The sequence below is a fragment of the Umezawaea sp. NPDC059074 genome, from assembly GCF_042738955.1.
Lineage (GTDB): Bacteria > Actinomycetota > Actinomycetes > Mycobacteriales > Pseudonocardiaceae > Umezawaea.
Genome location: NZ_JBHYHC010000029.1, coordinates 39,241 through 62,870, shown reverse-complemented (window position 1 = coordinate 62,870; position 23,630 = coordinate 39,241). Strand labels below are relative to the sequence as shown.

At 71.1% G+C, this 23,630-nt stretch carries 19 protein-coding genes; 8 read left to right on the top strand and 11 right to left on the bottom strand.

Features of this window, described 5'->3' with window-relative positions:
• Positions 1 to 18 precede the first annotated feature (18 nt).
• Entirely contained in the window at positions 19 to 1,764 is a 1,746-nt protein-coding gene (locus ACFWW9_RS15935; RefSeq protein WP_390377270.1) for a M14 family zinc carboxypeptidase, read from the bottom strand.
• Between the two features lie 170 nt (positions 1,765 to 1,934).
• Here ACFWW9_RS15935 and ACFWW9_RS15930 point away from each other — a divergent pair, with 170 nt between their 5' ends.
• The gene (locus ACFWW9_RS15930; RefSeq protein WP_390377267.1) at positions 1,935 to 2,177 is read left to right on the top strand and encodes a DUF2630 family protein; all 243 of its coding nucleotides are present in this window, start codon (positions 1,935 to 1,937) and stop codon (positions 2,175 to 2,177) included.
• A gap of 245 nt (positions 2,178 to 2,422) precedes the next feature.
• Here the strand turns inward: ACFWW9_RS15930 and ACFWW9_RS15925 are convergent, their stop codons facing one another.
• From ACFWW9_RS15925 to ACFWW9_RS15900, 6 genes are all read right to left on the bottom strand, one after another.
• Positions 2,423 to 3,142, bottom strand: a complete 720-nt coding sequence (locus ACFWW9_RS15925) for an ESX secretion-associated protein EspG (protein ID WP_390377264.1) — start codon at positions 3,140 to 3,142, stop codon at positions 2,423 to 2,425.
• 33 nt (positions 3,143 to 3,175) lie between these two features.
• Positions 3,176 to 4,510 (bottom strand): hypothetical protein, encoded by a 1,335-nt coding sequence (locus ACFWW9_RS15920; protein ID WP_390377261.1) that lies wholly within the window; start codon positions 4,508 to 4,510, stop codon positions 3,176 to 3,178.
• Positions 4,510 to 5,148 (bottom strand): DUF3558 domain-containing protein, encoded by a 639-nt coding sequence (locus tag ACFWW9_RS15915; RefSeq protein WP_390377258.1) that lies wholly within the window; start codon positions 5,146 to 5,148, stop codon positions 4,510 to 4,512. Before ACFWW9_RS15915 ends, ACFWW9_RS15920 begins: the two co-directional genes overlap by 1 nt.
• A 3-nt stretch (positions 5,149 to 5,151) precedes the next feature.
• Complete coding sequence (locus ACFWW9_RS15910; protein ID WP_390377255.1) at positions 5,152 to 5,457, bottom strand: PE domain-containing protein; 306 nt, start codon at positions 5,455 to 5,457, stop codon at positions 5,152 to 5,154.
• Between the two features lie 185 nt (positions 5,458 to 5,642).
• On the bottom strand, positions 5,643 to 6,251 hold the full coding sequence (locus ACFWW9_RS15905) for a DUF3558 domain-containing protein (RefSeq protein ID WP_390377253.1): 609 nt from the start codon (positions 6,249 to 6,251) through the stop codon (positions 5,643 to 5,645).
• A 67-nt stretch (positions 6,252 to 6,318) separates the two neighbouring features.
• Positions 6,319 to 8,517: an ATP-dependent RecD-like DNA helicase gene (locus ACFWW9_RS15900; protein WP_390377250.1), complete on the bottom strand. Its 2,199-nt coding sequence runs from the start codon at positions 8,515 to 8,517 to the stop codon at positions 6,319 to 6,321.
• Positions 8,518 to 8,599: 82 nt separating this feature from the next.
• Here ACFWW9_RS15900 and ACFWW9_RS15895 point away from each other — a divergent pair, with 82 nt between their 5' ends.
• The 5 genes from ACFWW9_RS15895 to ACFWW9_RS15875 all read left to right on the top strand — a co-directional run bounded on the left by ACFWW9_RS15895 (position 8,600) and on the right by ACFWW9_RS15875 (position 17,613).
• Positions 8,600 to 9,286 carry a response regulator transcription factor gene (locus tag ACFWW9_RS15895; protein ID WP_390377247.1) on the top strand — a complete coding sequence of 229 codons (687 nt, stop codon included), beginning with the start codon at positions 8,600 to 8,602 and terminating at the stop codon, positions 9,284 to 9,286.
• 23 nt (positions 9,287 to 9,309) lie between these two features.
• A complete protein-coding gene (locus tag ACFWW9_RS15890) occupies positions 9,310 to 10,314 on the top strand; it encodes an ATP-binding protein (RefSeq protein WP_390377328.1) in 1,005 nt (334 codons plus the stop codon).
• 446 nt (positions 10,315 to 10,760) lie between these two features.
• The gene (locus ACFWW9_RS15885; protein WP_390377245.1) at positions 10,761 to 12,242 is read left to right on the top strand and encodes a DUF4153 domain-containing protein; all 1,482 of its coding nucleotides are present in this window, start codon (positions 10,761 to 10,763) and stop codon (positions 12,240 to 12,242) included.
• A 251-nt stretch (positions 12,243 to 12,493) separates the two neighbouring features.
• A complete protein-coding gene (locus ACFWW9_RS15880; RefSeq protein WP_390377242.1) occupies positions 12,494 to 16,345 on the top strand; it encodes a Pls/PosA family non-ribosomal peptide synthetase in 3,852 nt (1,283 codons plus the stop codon).
• Positions 16,336 to 17,613: a M1 family metallopeptidase gene (locus ACFWW9_RS15875; RefSeq protein ID WP_390377239.1), complete on the top strand. Its 1,278-nt coding sequence runs from the start codon at positions 16,336 to 16,338 to the stop codon at positions 17,611 to 17,613. Before ACFWW9_RS15880 ends, ACFWW9_RS15875 begins: the two co-directional genes overlap by 10 nt.
• Here ACFWW9_RS15875 and ACFWW9_RS15870 read toward each other — a convergent pair.
• Genes ACFWW9_RS15870 through ACFWW9_RS15855 form a run of 4 tightly spaced genes read right to left on the bottom strand, consistent with a single transcriptional unit; the run spans position 17,610 to position 21,787 of the window.
• Entirely contained in the window at positions 17,610 to 18,356 is a 747-nt protein-coding gene (locus ACFWW9_RS15870) for a phosphotransferase family protein (RefSeq protein ID WP_390377236.1), read from the bottom strand. The two genes, ACFWW9_RS15875 and ACFWW9_RS15870, sit on opposite strands and share 4 nt — an antisense overlap.
• Before the next feature lie 52 nt (positions 18,357 to 18,408).
• Positions 18,409 to 20,031: an SDR family oxidoreductase gene (locus tag ACFWW9_RS15865; RefSeq protein WP_390377233.1), complete on the bottom strand. Its 1,623-nt coding sequence runs from the start codon at positions 20,029 to 20,031 to the stop codon at positions 18,409 to 18,411.
• The gene (locus ACFWW9_RS15860) at positions 20,028 to 20,933 is read right to left on the bottom strand and encodes a PDR/VanB family oxidoreductase (RefSeq protein ID WP_390377230.1); all 906 of its coding nucleotides are present in this window, start codon (positions 20,931 to 20,933) and stop codon (positions 20,028 to 20,030) included. Before ACFWW9_RS15860 ends, ACFWW9_RS15865 begins: the two co-directional genes overlap by 4 nt.
• The gene (locus ACFWW9_RS15855; RefSeq protein WP_390377227.1) at positions 20,933 to 21,787 is read right to left on the bottom strand and encodes a metal-dependent hydrolase; all 855 of its coding nucleotides are present in this window, start codon (positions 21,785 to 21,787) and stop codon (positions 20,933 to 20,935) included. The genes ACFWW9_RS15860 and ACFWW9_RS15855 overlap by 1 nt, the downstream gene beginning before the upstream one ends.
• 69 nt (positions 21,788 to 21,856) lie before the next feature.
• Between ACFWW9_RS15855 and ACFWW9_RS15850 the strand changes: the two genes are divergently transcribed.
• Both ACFWW9_RS15850 and ACFWW9_RS15845 read left to right on the top strand, forming a co-directional pair.
• Complete coding sequence (locus ACFWW9_RS15850) at positions 21,857 to 22,471, top strand: TetR/AcrR family transcriptional regulator (protein ID WP_390377224.1); 615 nt, start codon at positions 21,857 to 21,859, stop codon at positions 22,469 to 22,471.
• A gap of 30 nt (positions 22,472 to 22,501) precedes the next feature.
• Positions 22,502 to 23,629, top strand: coding sequence for a mechanosensitive ion channel family protein (locus ACFWW9_RS15845; RefSeq protein ID WP_390377221.1), 1,128 nt, complete (start codon positions 22,502 to 22,504; stop codon positions 23,627 to 23,629).
• Position 23,630: the final 1 nt, after the last annotated feature.

The window sequence follows — 23,630 nt, the reverse complement described above, 5'->3', positions numbered from 1 at the left end:
AACTGCCCGCGTCCGCTCCTAGACCGTCAGGCTCCAGCTGTCGATGTTGCCGACGTCCTGCGCGGCCACGTCCTGCACCTTGAGCTTCCAGTCACCGTTCCTCAGTTCGGTGGACAGGTTGGTCGTGTAGGTCGTGTCGATGTTGTCGGCCGAGTCGCTCCCAGAGGACTTCAACCGGTAGGAGGTGCCGTCCGGCGCGACGAGGTCGACGACCAGGTCGCCGCGGTAGGTGTGCTTGATGTGGACCTCGACCTGTGAGGTGGCCGAGGCGTTGCCCGTGCAGCCCGCGATGGTGATGGTGCTGGTGACGGCGGCGCCGCGGTCCGGGATGGCCACGTCGGTGTCGTTGGTCTGCTTGTCGCAGCCGGTGGGCGGCGGGGTGGTGGTGCCGTAGGGGTTGGCCGCCTTGTTGGCCGCGTACGTCAGCATCGGCTTGACCTTCGGCCAGAACGTCCCGGCCTGGCACGAGTAGGTCGGGAAGAAGCCGCTGCACGAGCCGCTGCTGGGGCCGATCTCCCACACGAAGCTGGCCACGCCGAGGTCGTCGTAGACCCAGTCGTCCGTGGCACCGGCGGCGTTGTAGAGCACCTCACCGGGTTGGCCGGAGGTCCAGCCCGCGCCCGCGATGGCCTGGAGGTCGGTGCCCATCTTCCGCAGCGGGGCGTCATTGCCCGCCTTCTGGTTCGAGTCGTAACCCCAAGGGAAGAGGATCAGGTTGGAATAGCTGTGCATGCTGACGACGACACCCGTGGTGTCGGCGGGAGCGGCGTCACCGGGCGCGGTGCCGCGCTTGTCCTTGTAGAGGCTGCGCCACAACGCCTGCAACGCCTTGGTCTCTACCTCGGAGTTGGCGCTCGGCCCCTTGTAGGTCTGGTCGCAGGGCGCGCTGGACGTCCCCTGGCCGCCCCAGTGCGAGCTGGTGTTGCGGTTCAGGTCGATGCCGAGCTGGCTGCTGGCCGAGCCGGAGCAGTTGGAGCCGTTGGTGCCGTTGGCGTTCTTGCGCTGGTAGATCGGCGAGTTGCCGCCCTGCTGCACGATGTTGACGCCGTCGGGGTTGGCCTGCGGGACGACCCACACCTCGGTGCTGTCGAGCAGCGCGGTGACGCCGGCGTCGGTGCCGTAGCTCGACGTCAGGTGGTCGATCCAGCGCCAGGCGACGTCACCGGTGGTGAGTTCGCGGGCGTGGAGCTGGCCCATGACGAAGAAGCGGGGCTTCGGGGCGTTCGGGTCGAGCGCGCAGTCGCCCGCGTTCTTCTTGGTGATGCAGATGGCGCGCAGGTCGTAGCCGCCCGCGCCCTGGGTCTTCTTCCACGAGTCGCCGTAGTCGACGAGGGTCGACAGGGCCGGGTACTGGGCCGCGACGGCGTCCAGGTGGGAGTAGTGGGCGTTGACGGTGTGGTAGCCGCCGTAGAAGGTCTCGTTGATGTCGGCGGCGCTGACGTCCTGGGACTTCTTGGCGGGCGGCGTCCACTGCGGCGGCGCCATCACCTGGTCGACCACGGCGGTGAACCCGGCCTGCTGGAGACGGGCGCCCTCGTCCTTGCCGCCGAGCACGAACAGGCTGTCGCCCTCGCGCTGCTCCAACACGTCGAAGCCGCGGCTGAGGAGGTTCTGCGACTGCTCGCCGAGCGGCGCGTGCACCTTGTAGACGTACGTCGGACCGGGTTGGGCGGCCGTCGTGACCGGCAGTGGACCGGCGGTGCCAGGTACACCGCTCGTGATCACCGCACCCGCGGCCGCGATGGCGACCGCGATGGACACCATCGAACGTTTTCTCGACAACACGGTTGATCCTCTCGCAGGGTTGAGCTGGAGAATGAGGCACGAACCGCGTCCCGCACACCCTCCAACCGGCCATACATGGGCGTTATGGACCAAGAGAGGGAGCACACGTCCGGTGGCGCGACACCCCGCGGTGGGGGTAGTCCTGACCCATGACCGATGAAGAAATCATTTCGCGCATCACCGGCCTCGTCGCCGAGGAGCACAAGCTGGAGAACTCGAAGGTCGGCGAAGGCCTCTCCGCCGACGAGGCGCAGCGCCTCAAGCAGATCGAGGTAGGCCTCGACCAGTGCTGGGACCTGCTGCGCCAACGCCGCGCACGACGGTCCGCGGGCATGGACCCGGACGCCGCCGAAGCCCGCCCCGAGGGCATCGTGGAGGGCTACCGCCAGTAGCCCGCTTTCCCCGGACGACCGCGCCGCACGCCGCATCCCACGGCGTGCCGCTCGGCCTGCCGTGATCTCGCTTCAGCGCCTACCGGTTTCGCGAGCGTGGACGCGGCTCGACCTCGCCATGGGTGTGACGCCGACAGGCGCGAGTTCAGGGCGAGAGCTGTGGTCGGTCAGAAGCCGTCCAACGTGGGCCTTCGACATCGTCCTATCCGCTCACGACCTCTGTGGTCGGTGCGCGGCTAGTGCTGCTAGTTCAGCGACGCGCGCATCCGGTACAGCTTCTCGGCGATCCCCTGGGGCGTGCCGGGGTTCGCGATGATCCACCGGTGCCCGGAGCTGTCCGACTGCGTGCTGATCAGCCACCGGCCGCCGCCCGCGACGTCGAGCACCGTCAGGAACTCCTCGGCCCGCTGGTGTCTGCCCCGCTCGTCCCGCCGGGCCGTGTACAGCTTGGACAGCCCGATCCGCGGCTCAGCCAACAGCCTGCGCAACGCCCGCGCGTCCGGGTCTTCCCGCCGCGCCGCCCACCCCTGGGTCCCAGCGCCTTTGAAGTCCGCTTCCCGCACGTTGATCGACTGCCCACGTCCCGCAGGAACGTCCGGCAACTGCCGCGCCAACACCTCCGCGGGCCCGGTCGGACTCACCGGGAAGAACCGCAGCACGTCGGGTTCCTTCACCACCAGCACGGCGTCCCGAGCACCAGCGGCCACGACCACGGCCCGCGGCTCGGCGGGCCCGTCCGCCACCCACCCGTAGAACTCGTTGCCCGCCTTGGCGATCAGCCGCAACGCGTCCCGCACATCCGGATGCGCCTGCCCACGTTGCGCCAGCCCCATCCGCTCCAACTGCCCGAACACCTCACGCACGATCACGTCCCGCTCGTCGTGCGTGGCACCGGGCGACGGCACCGTCAACGCGGTGTGCGGCTCACCCAGCTCATCACTGCGCCACAGCACGTCGAAAGCCACGTGGGTCAGCGTTATCGGCGCACGCAACATCGCTCAGCCACCGAGCACCGGAGGCGCGGTCATCGGCATGTCACCGACGATCTCGTTGCCGTTCTCCTCGTTCACCAGGTAAGCGGCCGACTTGTGCTCGCCATCCTCTTCCCCAGGCCCACCACGCCCACCACCCATTCCCCCCATACCGGCCCCACCAGCAGCCCCACCCCGCCCAGCAACCGCCCCAGCCCCACCAACCCCAGACCCGACAGCCCCGGACCCGACAGGCCCAAACCCCCCACGCCCACCAACACCTTCACCAACCACTCCACCGAGCCCACCCCGCTGCCCGGCCCCAAACCCACTCTCAACTCCACCCCGCCCAGCAGACCCAAACCCTCCACCAACACCAGCCCCACCACGCCCACTACCAGCGGACCCAGAACCAGCAGGCCCACCACCAAACCCACGAACCCCACCAGCGCCCCCACCGCCAGGCCGCCCAGTTCCACCACCACCGCCACGAACCCCACCGGGCCCACCAATCGGCGGAAACCCAACCCCACCCCCACCAGGGTTGTTCACCCCACCACCAACACCCTGCCCAGGGTTCTGCACGGACGGCGGCGGCACCGTGGGCACACCAACATCACCACTGGTGGTCGTGGTCCCGTCAGTCCCAGTGGCCCCAGGCACCGACGTGAACCCCGACACCGACCCCTGGTTCCCCTGGCTGTTCCCACCGTTCCAAGAGGAACTGCTGCTCTGGTTGTTGGTGTACTTCCCGTTGGAGTTGGTCGTCAGGGTGGAGTTCGACTCGCCGGTCGTGTCCTTGACTTCGACGTCGAGGGTGTCGGTGTTGACACCGGCCATGTCGGGAGGCAGTTCACCGCGGTTGGTGTTGCTGGCGCCCTGGTACTCGGTGTAGACGCGGCGGTTCTCGGCCTCGTCGTTGTTGTACCCGGCGATCGCCCGGTCCGTGTCCGTCTCCCACGGAGCGAGGTCGTTCCAGAAGCCGCTCTCGGGCTTCTTGTCGGGCATCTGCTTGAGCTGGTTCTTGTTGGCGTTGAACTGGTAGGTCTGGTTGCCGATCGCCCGGTCCGCCTGGTGCAGCGCGGTCTGCATCTCGATGACGGCCTTGTTGATGGGCGAGGCGGCCTGCTGGGCGGAGGCAGCCGCGGAACCCGTCCAGCCTTCGCCGAGCGTCGAACTGACCGACTTCAGCCGGGCCTCGATGGTCGCGTAGTCGCCCGCCACCAGCGTCGCCGCGTGACTACCGGCCTCCAGGGACCCCGTGCCCGGTCCGCTGTTCATCAGGTCGTAGATCTGCTTGCCCGACAGCCCTTCGGCGCGGGTGTTGTCCATAGTGGTGCAGTCCGGTGCGGGCGGCGCCATCACGAACCTCCCTTGATGGTGGTCAGGGCGAGGTCAACGGCTTCCTTGGCCACCACGCAGGGCTCCGCGAAACGCGGGGCGGGCGTGCCGCCGCTCCTCATCTGCACCGTGGTGGTGAGGATCTGCTTGTCCGTCAGTCCGACGTCCAACGTGCACACACCGCTCTTGCGGGCGTCGAGCGCGGAGTTGAGCAGCGCGGGGTACCCCTGGACCGGTGGCTGCGGCTCGAACAGCTCGAAGGTGTCCTTGGTCTCGTACAGGTAGTCGAGGCCACCGTCGCCCGAGACGAACGTGAAGCCGACGCTCTGCCCGCTGGCGCCGGAGAAGTCGTTCCACTCGCACGCGGGCCCCGCCCCGGCGGTGATGTCCTTGCCCGCGGCTCCCGTCATGCCGAGTTGCTGGAGCTGGGCCGCGCTGAGCAGGCCGCAGGGCTTGGCCGACGACTTGGCGAAGTCCAAGGGGGTCTTCACCTTGGGCGCGCCGTGCTCGGTGGTGCCGCCGTTCGACCCGGTCTCGCCGGTGCTCGTCCCGGTCGAGGTGGGGGTGCTCGTCGAGGCGGTGCCACCGGTCGAACTGCTGCACCCCACGAGAGCGAGAGGGGTGACGACGAGCAGGGCGAGCAGGGCGGGAAGTCGCACCGGTCAGTCCTTCGGTTTGAGGTCGGAGGCGTTGCCCTGGTCGGTCTGCCGGTACTGGTCGAGCGTGGCCTGGAGCAGGCTGATCCGGCCTTCGATGGCCGTGCGCAGGTCCAGGTTGGCCTGGAGGTGGTCGCGTCCCACCTTGTTCGCGGCCAGCGCGTAGACCTCGCTCGGCCGGTCCTTGCCGGGCCCCTTGATCTTCACCAGCGGGTCGCTCTTGGTGTACGCCGTGACCAGCTCGTCGCGGATCGCGGTGTACTCCTTGATGGCGGCCTCGATGACCGCGGGCTCCACCTTCACGGCGTTCATGTGTGGCGTCCCTCCCGGACACGTCGCACGGTTGCGAACCGAGAGTGACGATACCTGGACGGACTGTCGGCTGTTGGTGGAATGGGGAAGGTGGGAAGGCCGTGGTCAGCAACTGAGGATCATTCACAAACTGCGGGAAGCGGTCGAAAGGGATGGCTACTCGCAGTAGGCGAATCGGGCGCTGGTCAGGCTTGTTCGCGGATGCTGGTCAAGGCGAGGTCTGCGGCTTCCCTGGCGACGATGCAGGGTTCGACCACGCGGGGGGCGGGTTTGGCGCCTGTGCGCATCTTGACCGTGGTGGTGAGGATCTGGGTGTCCGAGATGCCGACCACGAAGGCGCACGTGCCCTTCTTGCGGTCGTCCGTCGGGGCGTTGAGCAAGGCCGGGTAGTCCTGGAGCGGCGCTTGCAGTTCGAAGAGCTGGAAGGTGCTCTTCAGCTCGTACACGCGGTCCAGGCCGCCGTTGCCGTTGCCCGTGGTGAAGGTGAAGGTGACGTGCTGGCCGCTCGTGCCGTCCAGGTCGTCCCACGAGCAGATCGGACCGGTCGGGGTCGCTTCCTGGGCGCCGCTGGTGCCCGCCATGCCCAACGTTTTCAGCTGCGCGTCGGACAGCAGGGTGCAGGGTTTCTGGGACGCCTTCGTGGAGTCCAGCGGGGCGTGGACCCTGGGGGCGCCGTGTTGCGTGGTGTCGCCGCCGGTGCCGTTGCCCGCGGAGGCGGCCGGTGTGGTGGTGCCGCAGCCCGTCGCGACCAGGGTGGTGACGGCGAGCGCCGCGAACAGGAGTGGGGTGCGCACAGGGAGATTTCCTCACGGCTTGGGATTCGTGCCGTGGAGCAGTGTGCCTTCAATCGCACCGGGCGATCTACAAAAACTTTTCCACAGCGAGTCGGTGGGCCAATGCGGTGTGTCGTCTACCCGCGCCGACCGTGCGCACCGCCTGCCCGATCGCCTTGCGCGACCCGACCAGCACGACGAGCTTCTTGGCCCTGGTCACGGCCGTGTACAGCAGGTTCCGCTGGAGCATCATCCACGCGCTGGTGGTCAGCGGGATGACGACGCACGGGTATTCGCTGCCCTGTGAACGGTGGATCGTCATCGCGTACGCGTGGGTCAACTCGTCGAGTTCGCCGAACTCGTAGTCGACGTCCTCGTCCTCGTCGGTGCGGATCGTGAGCTTCTGCTCGACCACGTCCAACGCCGTCACGACTCCCATGGTGCCGTTGAAAACACCATTTACACCTTTGTCGTAGTTGTTGCGGATCTGCGTGACCTTGTCGCCGAGCCGGAACACCCGGCCGCCGAACCGGCGTTCCGGCAGGCCTTCACGGGCTGGCGTCAACGCCTCTTGCAGGACCGCGTTCAACGCGCCCGCGCCCGCCGGGCCGCGGTGCATCGGGGCCAGCACCTGGATGTCGCGGCGGGCGTTGAGGCCGAACTTGGCCGGGATGCGGCGGGACACCACGTCCACGGTCATCGCGGCGGCCTCCTCGGACTCCTCCACGGGGAACAGGAAGAAGTCCGGCAGTCCTTGGACTACGGGGTACTCGCCGGAGTTGATGCGGTGGGCGTTGGTGACCACGCCGGACTGCCGGGCCTGCCGGAAGATGTGCGTGAGCCGCACGTTCGGCACCGGGCTGCCCGGCGACAGCACGTCCCGCAGCACCTCGCCCGCGCCGACGGACGGCAGCTGGTCGACGTCGCCGACGAGCAGCAGGTGCGCGCCGGGGGCGACGGCCTTGATGAGCTTGTTGGCCAGCAACAGGTCCAGCATGGACGCCTCGTCGACGACCACCAGGTCCGCGTCCAACGGCCGGTCGCGGTCGAACGCCGCGTCGCCGCCCGGCTTGAGCTCCAGCAGCCGGTGGACGGTGCGGGCCTCGTGGCCGGTCAGCTCGGTGAGGCGCTTGGCGGCCCGGCCGGTCGGCGCGGCCAGCACCACCGAGGCCCCCTTCGCCACGGCCAGCCGGACGATCGACCGCACGGTGAAGCTCTTGCCGCAGCCCGGCCCGCCGGTGAGGACGGCGACCTTGCTGGTCAGCGCCAGTTTCACCGCCTCCTGCTGCTTCTCCTCCAGCGACGCGCCGAGCCACGCGAACGCGCGCGTCCAGTCCACGGACTCGAACGCGGGCATCCGCTCATCCGCTGTGGACAGCAACCTGCGGAGTTGCCCCGCCACCGAGATCTCCGCGCGGTGGAACGGGACCAGGTAGATCGCGGCCACGTCCTCGCCGTCCAGCGGCAGCACCTCGCGGACCACGCCCTCCTCGTCCACCAGCTCGGCCAGGCAGTCGATCACCAACCCGGCGTCGACCTGGAGGATCTTGATGGCCTCGCCGATCAGCGACTGGTCGGGCAGGAAGCAGTTCCCGTTGCCGGTGGCCTCCGAGAGCGTGAACTGGAGCCCCGCCTTGATCCGCTGCGGGCTGTCGTGCGGGATGCCGACGGCCTTCGCGATCACGTCGGCGGTCCGGAAGCCGATGCCCCACACGTCCGAGGCGAGCCGGTACGGCTCCTGGCGAACCACGTCGATCGACCTGTCCAGGTACTGCTTGTAGATCCGCACGGCGAGGGACGTCGACACCCCGACGCCCTGGAGGAAGATCATCACCTCCTTGATCGCCTTCTGCTCCTCCCACGCGGCGGCGATCGCCTTGGTGCGCTTGGGTCCGAGCTTCGGCACCTCGATGAGGCGTTCGGGGGTCTGCTCGATCACGTCGAGCGCGTCCACGCCGAAGTGCGTGACGATCTTGTCCGCCAGCACCGGCCCGATGCCCTTGATCAGCCCGGAGCCGAGGTAGCGGCGGATGCCCTGGATCGTCGCGGGCAGGACGGTCGTGTAGTCGTCCACGAAGAACTGCTTGCCGTACTGGGGGTGCGAGCCCCACCGGCCGCGCATCCGGATCGACTCGCCCGGCTGCGCCCCGAGCAGCGCGCCGACGACGGTCAGCAGGTCGCCGCCGCCGCGGCCGGTGTCGACCTTCGCGACCGTGTACCCGGTCTCCTCGTTGGCGAAGGTGATCCGCTCCAGCACGGCCTCCAGGACCGCTCCCTCGCCCGCCATGCGGCCAGCCTAGGCGCACACCTCCACACGACCTCCACAACTCGCCCCTGACCTCTCCACCTCGCGGGAATACAGTCGCCGCATGACTGGGGGACAACGGCGGGTGCTGGTGGTCGAGGACGACCTGGCCATCGCGGAGTCGGTGGCGGCGCGGCTGCGGGCCGAGGGGTTCGTGGTCGAGCTGGCCCACGACGGCCCGTCCGCGGTCGCGGCGGCCAAGGCCGTGACGCCGGACCTCGTGGTGCTGGACGTGATGCTGCCCGGTTTCGACGGGCTCGAGGTGTGCCGCCGGATCCAGGCGCAGCAGCCCGTCCCGGTGCTCATGCTGACCGCGCGCGGCGACGAGACGGACCTGCTGGTCGGGCTCGCCGTCGGCGCGGACGACTACCTCACCAAGCCGTTCTCCATCCGCGAGCTGGCCGCCCGCGTGCACGCGCTGCTGCGCCGGGTGGAACGGGCGTCGCTGCCCAGGGTCGAGTCCCGGATCGAGCTGGCGGACCTGGAGAGCGACCTGGCGGAACGGCGGGTGCTCCGCGCGGGCGTGGAGGCGCACCTGACGCCGACCGAGTACGAGCTGCTGGTGCACCTCGCCGAACGGCCGCGCGCGGTGCAGCCGCGGGAACGGCTGCTCAGCGAGGTGTGGGGCTGGCACGACGGCACGGGCGCGCGCACGGTCGACAGCCACGTCAAGGCGTTGCGCCGCAAGCTGGGCGCGGACCTGATCCGCACCGTCCACGGCGTCGGGTACGCGCTGGAGGTCCCTCGGTGACGGTGTTCAAGACGATCATCGCGATGCTGGTCGAGGAACTCCCCCGGCCGCTGGACCCGGTGCGGTCGTTCAAGCTCAAGATGGGCATCCTGCTGATCGCGCCCACGACGGCGGGGTGGGCGTTCTTCTGGTCGCAGATCGGCTGGCTGCCGGTCCGCAGCACGATCGGCGTGCTGCTCATCGTGCTGTTCGTGTCGCAGGTGCTGGCGCACGGCATGACCCGGCCGCTGCGCGAGATGACGGCGTCGGCGCGGGCGATGCGGTCGGGCGACTACTCGCAACGGGTCCGCGCGACCGCCAAGGACGAGATCGGCGAGCTGGCGAGCGCGTTCAACCGGATGGCGGCCGACCTCGCGGCGGCCGACCAGCAGCGCCGCGAGCTGATCGCCAACGTGTCGCACGAGCTGCGGACCCCCATCACCGCGTTGCAGGCCGTGCTGGAGAACGTGGTCGACGGCGTGGCCGCCGCCGACGGTCCCACCATGAAGACCGCGCTGGCCCAGACCGAACGCCTCGGCAGGCTGGTCTCCGAACTCCTCGACCTGTCCAAAGTGGACGCCGGGGTGCTCGCGCTCAACCGCGAGGAGTTCGAGGTGGAGCCGCTGCTCGCCGACGTGGTCGCGGAGGCGCAGGTCGCCGCGACGGCGGGCAAGCGCAGCGTGCGCTTCGCCGTCCACGTGAGCCCGCCCGGCGCCACCGCGGTCGCCGATCCCGAGCGCCTGCACCAGGTCGTGGTCAACCTGCTGGACAACGCCGCCCGGCACGGCCCCGCCAACGGCCGGGTGGACGTCCTCGCCCGGTCCTCCGCCGACGGGCTCGTGGTCGAGGTCGTGGACGAGGGTCCCGGCATCGCCCGCGAGGACCGCGAACGGATCTTCGAGCGCTTCACCCGAGGGGAACGGGCCGGTGGCGGCGGCACCGGGCTGGGGCTGAACATCGCCCGCTGGGTGGTCGACCTCCACGGCGGCTCCATCGCCGTGGTCGACGGCCCCGGCTGCCGCATCCGGGTAACGCTGCCCGCGGGCTGAACCTCCCCGTCCCCCGAACGTCCTGTTGCTGAGCCCTGCTCCTCGAAACCGGAGTTGTCCCCATGAACGACAAGCGTGTCGTCGGCATGTCCAAAAAACTGGGTCTGCGCCGCGTCGAGCACCCCGCGAAGCCCGTCCGGGCTTCCGCCGCGGCGGTGGAGGACCCCGAGACGACCGGGAATCCCGCGGCCGACGATCCCGAACCCGAGACTCCGGAACCAGGAAATCCCGAAAGCGGGAATCCCGGAAGTGGGAATCCCACATCCGGCAATCCCACATCCGACGATCCCGAGGCAGGAAATCCCAGTACCGGCGATCCCGCAGCAGGGAATCCCACCGCCGGCAGTCCCGCATCCGGGAATCCCGCGGCTGGAAATCCCGCGGCGGGCCGACCCGTCGAGGAGCGGCCGAGCCCGTCGCACCCGCCCCTGCCGCACGCCCCGGCGTTGTCGGGCCATGCGGCGGCGTGGTCGGGGCCGGTCGTCCACCAGACCAAGCCCCTGTGGCCCGCGCCGACGGCCCCCGCGTCGCGGAACGTCCTGTACGCGGGCGCGGCCGCCGGGCTCACGGCGGCGGCCGTGCTGCCGCTGGACCTGCCCGGTGTCGGCTGGGTGCTGACCGGGATCGTCGGCGTGGTCGGCGTCTTCCTCGCCACCGGCCGCCGTTCGCCCCAGAGCATCGCGTGGGCGGTCGCCGCCCTGCTGCTCCTGGGCGTCTCCACCTTCCTCACGGCCGACTGGCTGTTCAGCCTCTCCCTCCTGGCGGCGAGCGCGGCGGGGTCGCTCGCGGTCACGGACGGCCGGTCGCTGCGAGGAGTTGTGGCGGGGATGGTCGCGGTGCCGATCGCGGCCTTCCCCGCCGTCAAGTGGGCGGTCCGGGGCATGAGGGCGTCCAGGGGGCCGGTCCGCCCGGACCGGCGGCTCGGCCGGACGATCCTGATCAGCGCGGGCCTGCTGCTGGTGTTCGTGCCGCTGCTGGCGGGCGCGGACGCGGCGTTCGCCGAACTGCTGGGCAACCTGGTCCCCACGGTGGACATCGGGTCGCCGTTCGAATGGGTGTTCCTGTTCGTCACGATCGGGCTCGGCACGCTCGGCGCGTGCTACGTGCAGGCCACGACGCTGCCGCTGGACGCCGAGCCCCGTGACCGGCGCACGGTGGCGCGGCGGGAGTGGGCGGTGCCGATCGGCGTGCTGGTCGCGGTGTTCGCCGTGTTCGTCGGCGTGCAGCTCGCCAGCCTGTTCGGTGGCGACGACTACGTGCAGCGCACCGCCCAGCTGACCTACGCCGAGTACGCCCGCGGCGGGTTCTGGCAGCTCTTGGCGGTCACCGTGCTCACGCTCGTGGTGATCGGCGTCGCGACCCGGTTCGCGGCGACGGACACGGCGGCCGACCGGCTGTGGCTGCGGGTCCTGCTCGGCGGGCTGGCCGGGTTGACGCTGGTGATCGTCGCGTCGGCGCTGAGCCGCATGTGGGCCTACCAGCAGGCGTACGGGTTCACCGCGCTGCGGCTGCTGGTGTTCGCCTGCGAGGTGTGGCTGGCCGTGGTGTACCTGCTGGTCCTGGCCGCGGGCGTGCGGCTGCGGGCGGGGTGGCTGCCGCGGTCGGTGGTCGCCACCGCGGTCGCGTCGCTGCTGGTGCTGGCCGCGCTGAACCCCGACCGGTTCATCGCCGAGCACAACGTCGAGCGCTGGCAGGCGACCGGCAAGATCGACCTGCCGTACCTGGGCACGCTGTCCGTCGACGCCGTGCCCGCGTTCGACCCGCTGCCCGCCGACGTGCGCGAGTGCCTGCTCGTGCGGATGAAGTTCCAGGTGACCGACACCGACGACTGGTACGCCTGGAACCTGAGCCGCGAACTGGCCCGTCCGGTGCTCGACCGGGTGTCGTGGGAACGCGGGTGCGACCTCGACTACCCCACGACCAGGTGACGGCGAAGGCGTTCCGGATGGCGGGATGTGCTCACTCGTTCGGGCCATCGGGGGCGTCGACGACCTGTGAGAACAGCCACTGGCGGTATAGGTAGTGGGACGCCGTCCGTTACCCAGAGGTAAAGTCGCAGGTCGAAGGGCTGGCACTGCGGCCGCCCGTGAGCTGCCTGGCCGGGGATCCACCGGGTGCGGAGCAGCTCCCCACCCATCCCGGAGGATGATTTGCGCACGTGCTCTGCTGGCCTGATCCTGTGACCGTCGTGCAGGAAGACCCCATCACCACCGTTGTGCCCGCGCTGTTCGACGCGGCTTCGGCCGCTCCCGAACGGACGCTGGTCGACGTCCTCGCGGCGACCGCGCACGAGTTCCCGCAAGCGTTTGCCCTGGACGACGGCACCACCGCGCTGACCTACCGCGGCCTGCTGGCGGCGGTCGACGAGCTGCGCCAGAAGCTCGCGGCCGACGGCATCGGCATCGGCGACCGGGTCGGCGTGCGGGTGCCGTCGGGCACGGTCGACCTGTACATCTCGATCCTCGCCGTGCTGGCCGCGGGCGCCGCGTACGTGCCCGTGGACGCGGAGGACCCGGACGAGCGCGCGGACGTCGTGTTCACCGAGGCGGACGTGTGCGCGGTGCTCGGCGCGGACCGCCAGCTCACGCTGCGCGGCACCCCGTTGAACCTGGTCGGGGCACCGGACCCGACCGACGACGCGTGGATCATCTTCACGTCCGGGTCGACCGGCAAGCCCAAGGGCGTCGCCGTGACGCACCGCGCGGCGGCGGCGTTCGTGGACGCCGAGGCGCGGCTGTTCCTGGCCGAGGACCCGCTGGGCCCGGACGACCGGGTGCTCGCGGGCCTGTCGGTCGCGTTCGACGCGTCCTGCGAGGAGATGTGGCTCGCGTGGCGGCACGGGGCGTGCCTGGTGCCCGCGCCGCGCTCGCTCGTGCGCACGGGCATGGACCTGGGGCCGTGGCTGGTCGAGCAGGAGATCACCGTCGTGTCGACGGTGCCGACGCTGGCCGCGCTGTGGCCGACCGAGGCGCTGGACGACGTGCGGCTGTTGATCTTCGGCGGCGAGGCGTGCCCGCCCGAGCTGGCCGAGCGGCTGGCCGTCGAGGGGCGCGAGGTGTGGAACACCTACGGGCCCACCGAGGCGACCGTGGTGGCCTGCGCGGCCCGGCTGACCGGCGAGGGGCCCGTGCGCATCGGGCTGCCGCTGGACGGCTGGGAGCTGGCCGTCGTGGACGAGCGGGGCGAGGTCGTGCCGATGGGCGAGACCGGCCAGCTGGTCATCGGCGGCGTCGGCCTGGCCCGCTACCTGGACCCGGAGAAGGACGCCGAGAAGTACGCGCCGCTGCCCGCGCTGGGCTGGGAGCGCGCCTACCGCAGCGGCGACCTCGTGCGCGCCGAGGCCGAGGGCCTGCTGTTCCTGGGCCGCGCGGACGAGCAGATCAAGCTGGGCGGTCGCCGGATCGAGCTGGGCGAGGTGGACGCGGCGCTCCAGGCGCTGCCGAACGTCGCCGGTGCCGCCGCGGCCGTGCGCACGAACAAGGCGGGCACGCAGTTGCTCGTGGGGTACGTCGTTTCCGAGGACTTCGACCAAGCGGATGCCGTGGAACGCCTTCGGGCGGCGCTGCCCGCCGCGCTGGTGCCGCTGCTGGCCGTCGTGGACACGCTGCCGACCAAGACGTCCGGCAAGGTCGACCGCAACGCCCTGCCGTGGCCGCTGCCGTCACTGGACGCCGCGGGCCCGGTCGTGGAGATGCACGGCACGCAGGCGTGGCTGGCGGACCTGTGGGGGCAGCTGCTCGGCTCCCCCGCGACGAGCCCGGCCGACGACTTCTTCGCCTCCGGCGGCGGCAGCCTGGCCGCCGCGCAGCTCGTCTCGCTGATCCGCCTCCGCTTCCCCAGCGGCTCGGTCAGCGACATCTACTCCTACTCGACGCTGGGCGCGATGGCCGCGCGGCTGGACGAGTTCGCCGCCGAGACGGCGTCCGTGCGCGAGGTCGCCCCGACGCCCCGCTCGACGCAGCTGCTCCAGACGTTGCTGATGGTCCCGCTGTTCACGCTGGTCGGTCTGCGGTGGACGGTCGCGCTGGCCGCGATCAACAACGTGCTGGCGCTGACCGGCACGTACACCTGGGCCCCGACGATCTCGTGGGCGTGGGTCGCGGTCGGCTGGGCGCTGGTGATCAGCCCGCCGGGACGGCTGGCCATCGCCGCCGGTGGCGCGCGACTGCTGCTGCGCAACGTCCGCCCCGGCACGTACCCGCGAGGCGGCACCGTCCACACGCGGCTGTGGGCCGCCGAGCGGCTCGCGGAGCTGAGCGGCGCGACGAACCTCGCGGGCTCGTGGGTCACGCACTACGCGCGGGCCCTCGGCGCGAAGGTCGCGCCCGGCGTGGACCTGCACTCGCTGCCGCCGGTCACGGGCATGCTGAAGCTCGGCAAGAACAGCGCCATCGAGCCCGAGGTCGACCTGTCCGGCCACTGGCTGGACGGCGACCGCCTGCACATCGGCAAGATCCGGGTCGGCGCGGGCGCCACGGTCGGCGCGCGCAGCACCCTGTTCCCCGGCGCGCGGATCGGCAAGCGCGCCGAGATCGCCCCCGGCTCCGGCGTGGTCGGCTCCGTGCCGACCGGTCAGCGCTGGTCCGGCGTGCCCGCGATGAAGGACGGCAGGTCGTCGCACCGCTGGCCCAAGGCCAGGCCGCCGCGCTCCCGCCGCTGGTCGCTCGCCTACGGCGTGACCTCGTTCGGCCTGTCCGCCCTGTCGGCCGTCACGGCGCTGCCCGCGCTGCTGCTGGTCGGCTACTTCCTCAGCTCCACCACCGGTTCCGCCGACGCGCTGGGCACCGCGCTGCTGACCGTGCCGGTCGCGACGCTCGCGTGGATGGCGTCGTACGCGCTGGTCGTGCTGGTGTCGGTGCGGCTGCTGAGCATCGGCCTGCGCGAGGGCTACCACCCCGTGCACGGCCGGATCGCCTGGCAGGCGTGGACCACCGAACGCCTGATGAACATGGCCCGAGGCGGCCTGTTCCCGTTGTACGCCAGCCTGTTCACGCCGGTGTGGCTGCGCGCGCTCGGCATGAAGGTCGGCAGGCACGTCGAGGCGTCGACGGTCGTGGCGCTGCCGAAGATGACCACGGTCGGCGACGGCGCGTTCCTGGCCGACGACACCATGGTCGCCTCCTACGAGCTGGGCGGCGGCTGGCTGCGGATCGCCGCGGCCCGCATCGGCAAGCGCGCGTTCCTCGGCAACTCCGGCATGACCGCCCCTGGTCGCTCGGTGCCGAACCGCGGCTTGGTCGGCGTCCTGTCGTCCACGCCGAAGCGCGCGAAGGCGGGCAGCTCGTACCTCGGGATGCCGCCGATCAAGCTGCCGCGCACGGCCGAGACCGGCGACCAGAGCCGCACGTTCGACCCGCCGCGCAGGCTGGTGATCGCGCGGGCGCTGGTCGAGGTGTGCCGGATCGTGCCGGTGATGGCGTCGCTCGCGCTGGCCGTGCTGGCGCTGGCCGGCTTCGAGTTCCTGGCCGCGTACGGCTTCTGGGCCGCGGCGCTCGGCGGCGGCGTGCTGCTGCTCGCCGCGGGGGTCGTGGCGTGCGCGGTGGCGGCCGTGGCGAAGTGGACGCTGGTCGGGAAGTTCCGCGCGCGGGAGTACCCGCTGTGGAGCGCGTTCGTCTGGCGCAACGAGCTGGCGGACACGTTCGTCGAGGTCCTGGCCGTGCCGTGGCTCGTGGGCTCGGTCGCCGGAACGCCGCTGATGAACCTCTGGCAGCGCTCGATGGGCGCTCGCGTCGGACGTGGCGTGTGGTGCGAGACCTACTGGCTCCCGGAGGCCGACCTGGTCCGTTTGGACCAGGGGGCGACGGTGAACCGGGGGTGCGTGGTGCAGACCCACCTGTTCCATGATCGGATCTTGCGCATGGACCAGGTGACGCTCAACGCGGGCGCGACGCTCGGGCCGCACGGGATCGTGCTGCCGGGCTCGACGATCGGCTCGCACACGACGGTGGGCCCCGCATCGCTGGTGATGCGCGGCGAGGACGTGCCCACGGGCACCCGCTGGCTCGGCAACCCGATTTCGGCATGGCGCTGAAGGACTCCTACCTCCCAGCACACGGGAACACGGGATATCGGGTAGCGCACTACGACCTGGAGATCGACTACAAGCCCATCGCGGCCCGGCTGTCGGGGCGGGCGCGGCTGACCGTCGTCGCCGGTGAGGCGCTGACGTCGTTCGCGCTCGACCTCGGCACGTTCAAGGTCGACCGCGTGCTGGTGGAGGGCAAGCCGGTCCGGTACACGCACGGCGGCGGCAAGCTGCGCGTGCGCGCGGGCAAGCCGATCGCGGCGGGCACGCGGTTCACCGTGGAGGTGCGGTACGTCGGGACGCCCCGGCCGATCCGCACGCGCGCGTGGGGCGACCTGGGCTGGGACCAGCTCACCGACGGCGCGATCGTGGCCAGCCAGCCGATCGGCGCGCCGTCGTGGTTCCCGTGCAACGACACCGTGCGGGAGAAGGCGACCTACCAGATCTCGGTCACGGCTCCGTCGCCGTACACGGTGCTGGCCAACGGGGTCCTGGTCGACGGCAAGGTCGGCGGCAGCACCACGACGTGGGTGTACGTGCAGGACGTGCCGATGGCGACGTACCTCGCGACCGTCCAGATCGGGCAGTACGAGGAGCTGGAGCTGGCCGACGGCCAGCCCGCCGCCGTGCCGTCCCGGCTCGTGGCGAAGTTCGCCACGGACTTCGGCCGCCAGCCCGCGATGATGACGCTGTTCGAGCGGCTGTTCGGGCCGTACCCGTTCGGCCAGTACGCGGTGGTCGTCACGGACGACGACCTGGAGGTGCCGATCGAGGCGCAGGGCCTGTCGGTGTTCGGCGCCAACCACGTCGACGGCAGGCGCGGCTACGAACGCCTGGTGGCGCACGAGCTGGCCCACCAGTGGTTCGGCAACAGCGTCGGGCTGGCGGACTGGCGGGACATCTGGCTCAACGAGGGCTTCGCCGCGTACTCGGAGTGGCTGTGGTCGGAGGAGTCCGGCGGCCCGTCCGCGTCGGTGCTCTCCACCAGGGCGCGGGCCCTGCTGAACCGGCAGCCGCAGAACATCAAGATCGGCGACCCCGGCGTGCAGGACATGTTCGACGACCGCGTGTACAAGCGCGGGGCGTTGGCGCTGCACACGTTGCGGACCGCGCTGGGCGACGCGGCGTTCTTCTCGGCGGTCCGCGAGTGGACGCACACCTACCGGCACCGCACGGCCACCACGGACCAGTTCATCGCCGTGGCCCAGCGGCACACGGCCCGCCCGCTGGCGTCGTTCTTCCGGTCGTGGCTGTTCGAGGGCAGGCTGCCCTAGGAGTCCGGCATCCTCGCTCGGAGCACGTCGAACTCGCACCCCGGCTCGTCCGGGTCGAAGCCGTGCTCGATCAGCCAGTGCGACGCCGTGAGGCTGCGCAGCGACCACCACGCGCGGATCACGTCCCGGTCCGCGTCGCCGTAGCCGACGAGCAGGTCGTCCAGGTGTTCCTCGTGCCCGAGCGTCAGGATGGCGAGGTCGAACATCGCGTCGCCGGGAGCGGCCTCCGACCAGTCGATGATGCCGGTGACCCGGTCCTCGTCGTCCACGAACACGTGGGTGATCTGGAGGTCGCCGTGGATGAACGCCGGTGTCCACGGCCGGAGCACGGCCTCGGCGATCTCGCGGTTGCGCCGGACCACCTCGGCGGGCAGCACGTCGTTGGCGAGCAGCCACGCGCACTCGCGGTCGAGTTCCTCGGCCACGTCGTCGAGCTTCCGCCCCGGCCACGGCGGCAGCGGGGCGTCGTGCAGCCTGCGGATGGCGGCTCCCGCGGCGGCCCACGCCGCCGGTGAGGCGGGCGACGGTGCGCCGAGGACGCCGAGCGCCGTGCCGGGAACGGCGGCGATCGCGAGCACGGGCGGCTCGCACCAGAGGACCGCCGGGGTCGGGACGGGCACCATCGCCATCGCCCGCACCTCGACGTCGGCGTGCGCCGGGTCGACGTCGACCTTCAGGAACACCTCGCCGACGCGCAGCGTCGCGCGTTGGCTGTGGGCAACGACGACCTCGACCTCGTCCATTCCGGCCATCCTGGCGGGAACGGCCGCCGCTGTCGCCGGATTTTGCGGGACCTCAGATCACGTCCCACTTCGCGACCGCGCGCAGCGTGGACGGCGCGAAGCGACTGAGCACGCGGGCCGCTTTCGCCTCCGCCGTCACGGGGACGATCGGCTTGCCGGTGCGGACGGCGTGGACGATCTCCTTCGCGACGCCCTCGGGGCCGAAGCCGCGCAACGCGTACAGGCGGGAGGACCGCGCCTGCTTGCGGGCCTGTTCCCGCTCCCCCACGCCGGAGAACGTGGTGGCGGCGGTGATGCCGGTCTTCACGATGCCGGGGCAGATGGTCGAGACGGCGATGCCCGCCGGGGCGAACTCGGCGCGCACGCAGTCCGAGAGCATGAACACGGCGGCCTTGCTGGTGGCGTAAGCGGACAGGACCTTGGACGGCAGGTAGGCGGCGGCCGACGACAGGTTCACGATGTGGCCGCCCTCGCCGCGCTCCACCATCAGCTCGCCGAACGCGCGGCAGCCGTGGACGACGCCCCAGAGGTTCACGTCCATCACCCGGTGCCACTGCTCGGTCGTGGTGCTGAGGAACGAGCCGGAGTGGCCGATGCCCGCGTTGTTCACCACGACGTCCGGGACGCCGTGGACGGCGGCGACCTCCGCGGCCCACTTGCGCACGGCCTCCTCGTCGGAGACGTCGACCTGGTAGGCGTGGCCGCCGACCATCGCGGCGGTCTCCTCAGCCCGGTCGAGGTCCACATCGGACACCACGACGTCGGCTCCCTGCCTGGCGAACGCCACCGCGGTGGCGCGGCCGATACCGCTGCCGCCGCCGGTGATGACGACGAGGTCCCGTTTCGGGGCGGTGTCGTCGATGAACTCGGTGACCATCCGGGCGACGGCGGCCGGGTGGGTCAGCGGGGCCCAGTGGCCCGCGGTCAGGGTGCGGCGGCGCAGGGTCGTGACCCAGCGTTCGAGGTCGAGCGGGCGGGTGTCGACGTAGGAGTCGCGCACCGGCTGGACGACCTGCACCGGGATGTCGGTGCGGCGGGTGCGGGGGTTCCGCAGGCGGGCCCGGATGTTGGCCCGGTACAACGAGATTCCCTGGACGGCGTCGCGCTTGAGGGTCGTGGCCGGGGGGCGTTGGACGCCTTCCGCCTTCTGGAGGACTCGGCCCCAGCGGCGGGCCAGGCCGAGCTTCCACACCAGGGGCGCGAGCACCGGGAGGTGGAACGCGACGATGTACCAGGAGCGGCGGAGTTGCCGGAGGTGGTCGAGCGACGGGCGTTTCCGCAGCCAGTGGCCCAGGTGGTCGAGGCAGGGGCCGGAGAACGAGGTGAACGTGGCGATGCGCGCACCGGGTTCCGCGACGGCCTCCCACGACTGGATCGAGCCCCAGTCGTGGGCGACGAGGTGCACCGGGCGGTCCGGGCTGACGGCGTCGATCACGGCGAACAGGTCCTGCTTCAGGAGGTCCAGCCGGTAGGCGTCCTGCTCGCGGGGCCGGTCCGAGGCTCCCGCGCCGCGCACGTCGTAGGTGACGACGTGGAAGTCGGCTTCGAGGAGGGCGACGACGTCGTCCCACACGGCGTGGGTGTCGGGGTAGCCGTGCACGAGCACGACCGTGGGGGCGGTCGGGTCGCCGTGTTCCTGGACCGCCAAGCGGACGTCACCGGACAGCACGTTCACAGTTCCTCCAGGACGAGTCGGTCACCGGTGGGGCGGTCCACGCAGATCCGGACGCCGCCGACCTCGCACGTGCCGCAGAAACCCTGGCGGCAGGAGTACGGGACGGTCGGGCGCAGGTCGCGGAGCACGTCGAGCGCGGAGCGGTCGGCGGGGACGGACAACGTGACACCGCTGCGGCGCAGTTCGAGGGCGAACGGTCGTCCGTCCACAATGGGCGGTGGCGAGAAGCGTTCGAAGTGCAGGCGCTTGGAGGCGAAGTCGCGGCGGACGGCGGCGAGCATGCCCGTGGGGCCGCAGCAGTAGACCGCGCCGTCGGGGTGGGCGTCGCGGAGGAGGTCGCTGGTGCGGCCGATCCGGACGTCCGCTCCCGGCGGGAGTTCGTCGAGGAACGGCATGGAGCCCGTCGACCGGCCCGTGTAGACCAGACGCCAGTCCAGGTTCCGGCGGTGGGCCTCCAGGACCATCGGCAGGATCGCGGTGATGCCAATGCCGCCCGCGACGAACAGGACCGGGCCCTCGGCGACGAACGGGAAGGCGTTGCGCGGGCCCCGCACGGTGACCGTGCTGCCGGCTTCGAGGGCGTGGACCTCCGTCGAACCCGGTCCGACGCGGCGCACGGCGATGCGGTAGCTCGTGGAGTCGGAAGGGTTGCCGCACAACGAGTACTGCCTGCGCAGGCCGGAGGCGAGGTGCAGGTCCAGGTGGCAGCCCGGCTGCCACGCGGGCAACGGGCCGTCACCGACGAGCCTGAGGGCGACCACGTCGTCGGCGACCGTCCGGCGTTCGGCGACCGTGAGCCGCAACGCCTGGTTCGGGCGGCCCGGTCTGGCCTTTCCCATGAGCGGCAACGACTTCAGGTAGCCGTCGGTGAACCGGGCGAGGCCGCGGAGGAAGCGGTCCATCAGTGGGCGTCCCGCGCGGCGGGCGACGTGGCCAGGTACGCGACGGCCTGGCTGGTCGACCCCTCCTGCTTCGGGTGGTAGCCGCGGTGGAAGTAGCGCAGGAACGCGCGGAACAGGTCGTGGCCCGTCGGCAGCAGGCCGCGGCGGCCCGCGCGGCGGAAGTCCCGCAGCGTCAGGCGGCCCGCCGTGCGGTCGCCCGCCATGAGGAAGCGCGCGCCGTGGATCCACAGCCAGAGCAGCGGCGGGGCGCTGAGCAGCATCGCGCGGGCGCGGCGGGCGTAGCGGCGGTCGAGGTGGCGCATCAGGTCGAACGCGACGCTGCGGTGCTCGACCTCCTCGGCGGCGTGCCAGCGCAGGAGGTCCAGCATGGTCGGGTCGATGCCCGCGCGGTCGAGCGCCGTGGCGTTGAGCATCCAGTCGCCCAGGTAGGCCGTGAAGTGCTCGACGGCCGCCACGATGGCGATGCGCTCGATGAGCTGTTCCCGTTGTCGGTGGGCGGTCAGGTTCGGCCGGTCGCCGAGGATGCGGTCGAACACCCACTCGACCCGGTTCGTGAACGGCCGCGGGTCCAAGCCCTTGGCGAGCAGGTGGTCGAGCACCTCGCTGTGCGCCTCGGCGTGCATCGCCTCCTGCCCGATGAAGCCCAGCACGTCCTCGCGCAGGTCGTCGTCGGTGATCAGCGGCACGGCCTGCTGGAACGTCCGGACGAACCACCGCTCGCCCGCGGGCAGCAGGAGGTGCAGGACGTTCATCACGTGCGTGGTGACCGGCTCCTCCGGCACCCAGTGCATCGGCAGCTCGGCCCAGTCGAAGTGCACGTCCCTCGGTTGCAGCACGAGGTTGTCGGGCTCCATCGCGACCTCCGGCAATTACTACGCCTGCGTAGCTTTGTGAAAGCTACGCCACCGTAGCAATATGGTCGGGTGGGCACAACACGTCGCAAGTACGCCGCCCGACTGCCACCCGAACAGCGCAGGGACCAGCTCCTGGACAGCGCGCTGCACCTGATCGACACCGGCTTCGGCGCGCTGACCATGGAAGCCGTGGCGCGCGAGGCGGGCGTGACCAAGCCGGTCCTCTACGAGCAGTTCGCCAACCGCGGCGAGGTCATCGCCGCCCTGCTGGACCGCGAGGCGTCCCGAGCCACCGACCAGGTGCTCGCGGCCCTGCCCGTGGACTTCGCCGAACGCGGCCCGGAAGACGCCTTCGCCTACGCGGTGGAGGTGTTCGTGCGCGCGGTCATCACCTCACCGGAACGCTGGCGCTTGGTGCTGACGCCCCCGGACGGCACCCCGCCGGAGTTCCGGTCACGGGTGGAGGCGGTCCGAGCGGGCCTGCTGGACCAGGTGGCGGCGTTGGCGGCCCTTGGCCTCCAGACCCGCGGCGGCCCGTCGTCCTTGGACGCCGAGTTGTTGGGTCACGCGATGCTGGCCTTGGGCGAGATGGCGGGCCGCTTGGCGCTGGCGGACCCGACGCGCTTCACCCCGGAGCGCTTGGTGGCGTTCGTCGGCCAGATCGCTCACCTGCTGCCGAACTGAAAGACCCGTTTCGTGGGTACCCGGTGGCACATGCTCGTAACCACGTTGCTCACGTTCGCAGGCTCGGTCGCGTTCGCCCTGCTGGTGGTGGCCCTCGTGCACCGGGCCGCGGTGCGGATCGGCCGGAAGTCCACCCTGTTCGCCCAGTTGGCCCGTGACGCCCACCGCCCGGCCCAGGTGGTGGCGGTGCTGGTCGCCGTGCAGTTCTCGCTCGGCGTCGGCGTGCGCTGGGAGTGGAAGCCCGTCGCACTGCACGGGGTGGGGCTGGCGTTGATAGGGGCCGGGGCGTGGCTGCTGGCGACGCTGCTGACCGTCGCGGAGGACGCGGCGCTGTCGCGGATCCGGGTGGACGTCACGGACAACCGGCATGCCCGCAAGGTCCACACCCAGATCACCCTGGTGCGCCGCGTGACCGTGGTCGTGGTCGGCCTACTGGCGGCCGCCGCGATGCTCATGACGTTCCCCGCCGCCCGCGCCGCGGGCACCAGCCTGCTCGCCTCGGCAGGCGTGATCGGCGCCATCGCCGCCCTAGCGGCGCAATCCCTGCTGGGCAACGTGTTCGCGGGCGTGCAGATCGCGTTCAGCGACGCCGTCAGGCTCGACGACGTGCTGGTCGTGGAAAAGCAGTGGGGCCGCGTCGAGGACATCACCCTCACCTACGTCGTCGTCCACCTGTGGGACGACCGCCGCCTCGTCCTGCCCACGTCGTACTTCCTCAAGACACCGTTCGAGAACTGGACCAAGACGCAGTCCGAGTTGCTCGGGACGGTGGAGTTGGACGTGGACTGGACGGTGCCGGTCGAGGAGATGCGGCAGGAGTTGCGGCGGGCGGTCGAGGGGTTCGACCTGTGGGACGGGCGGGTGTGCGTGTTGCAGGTGACGGATGCCGTGAACTCGTTCGTGCGGGTGCGGGCGTTGGTCAGTGCGCCGGATGCCGGGCGGTTGTGGGATCTTCGCTGTCTGGTGCGGGAGCACCTGGTGGACTGGTTGCGGCGGCGGGAGCCTGGGGCGTTGCCGCAGGTGCGGGTCAACGCCCTGGAGGCGCGGTCGGCGCGGGTCGCTACGCCCCACCGGGATGGGCTCGACGGGGACGCGCGGGTGTTCGGGGAGAGCGTGGACGGGGAGGAGCGCGTGCGGGCGTTCGGGGGGAGTCAGTAGG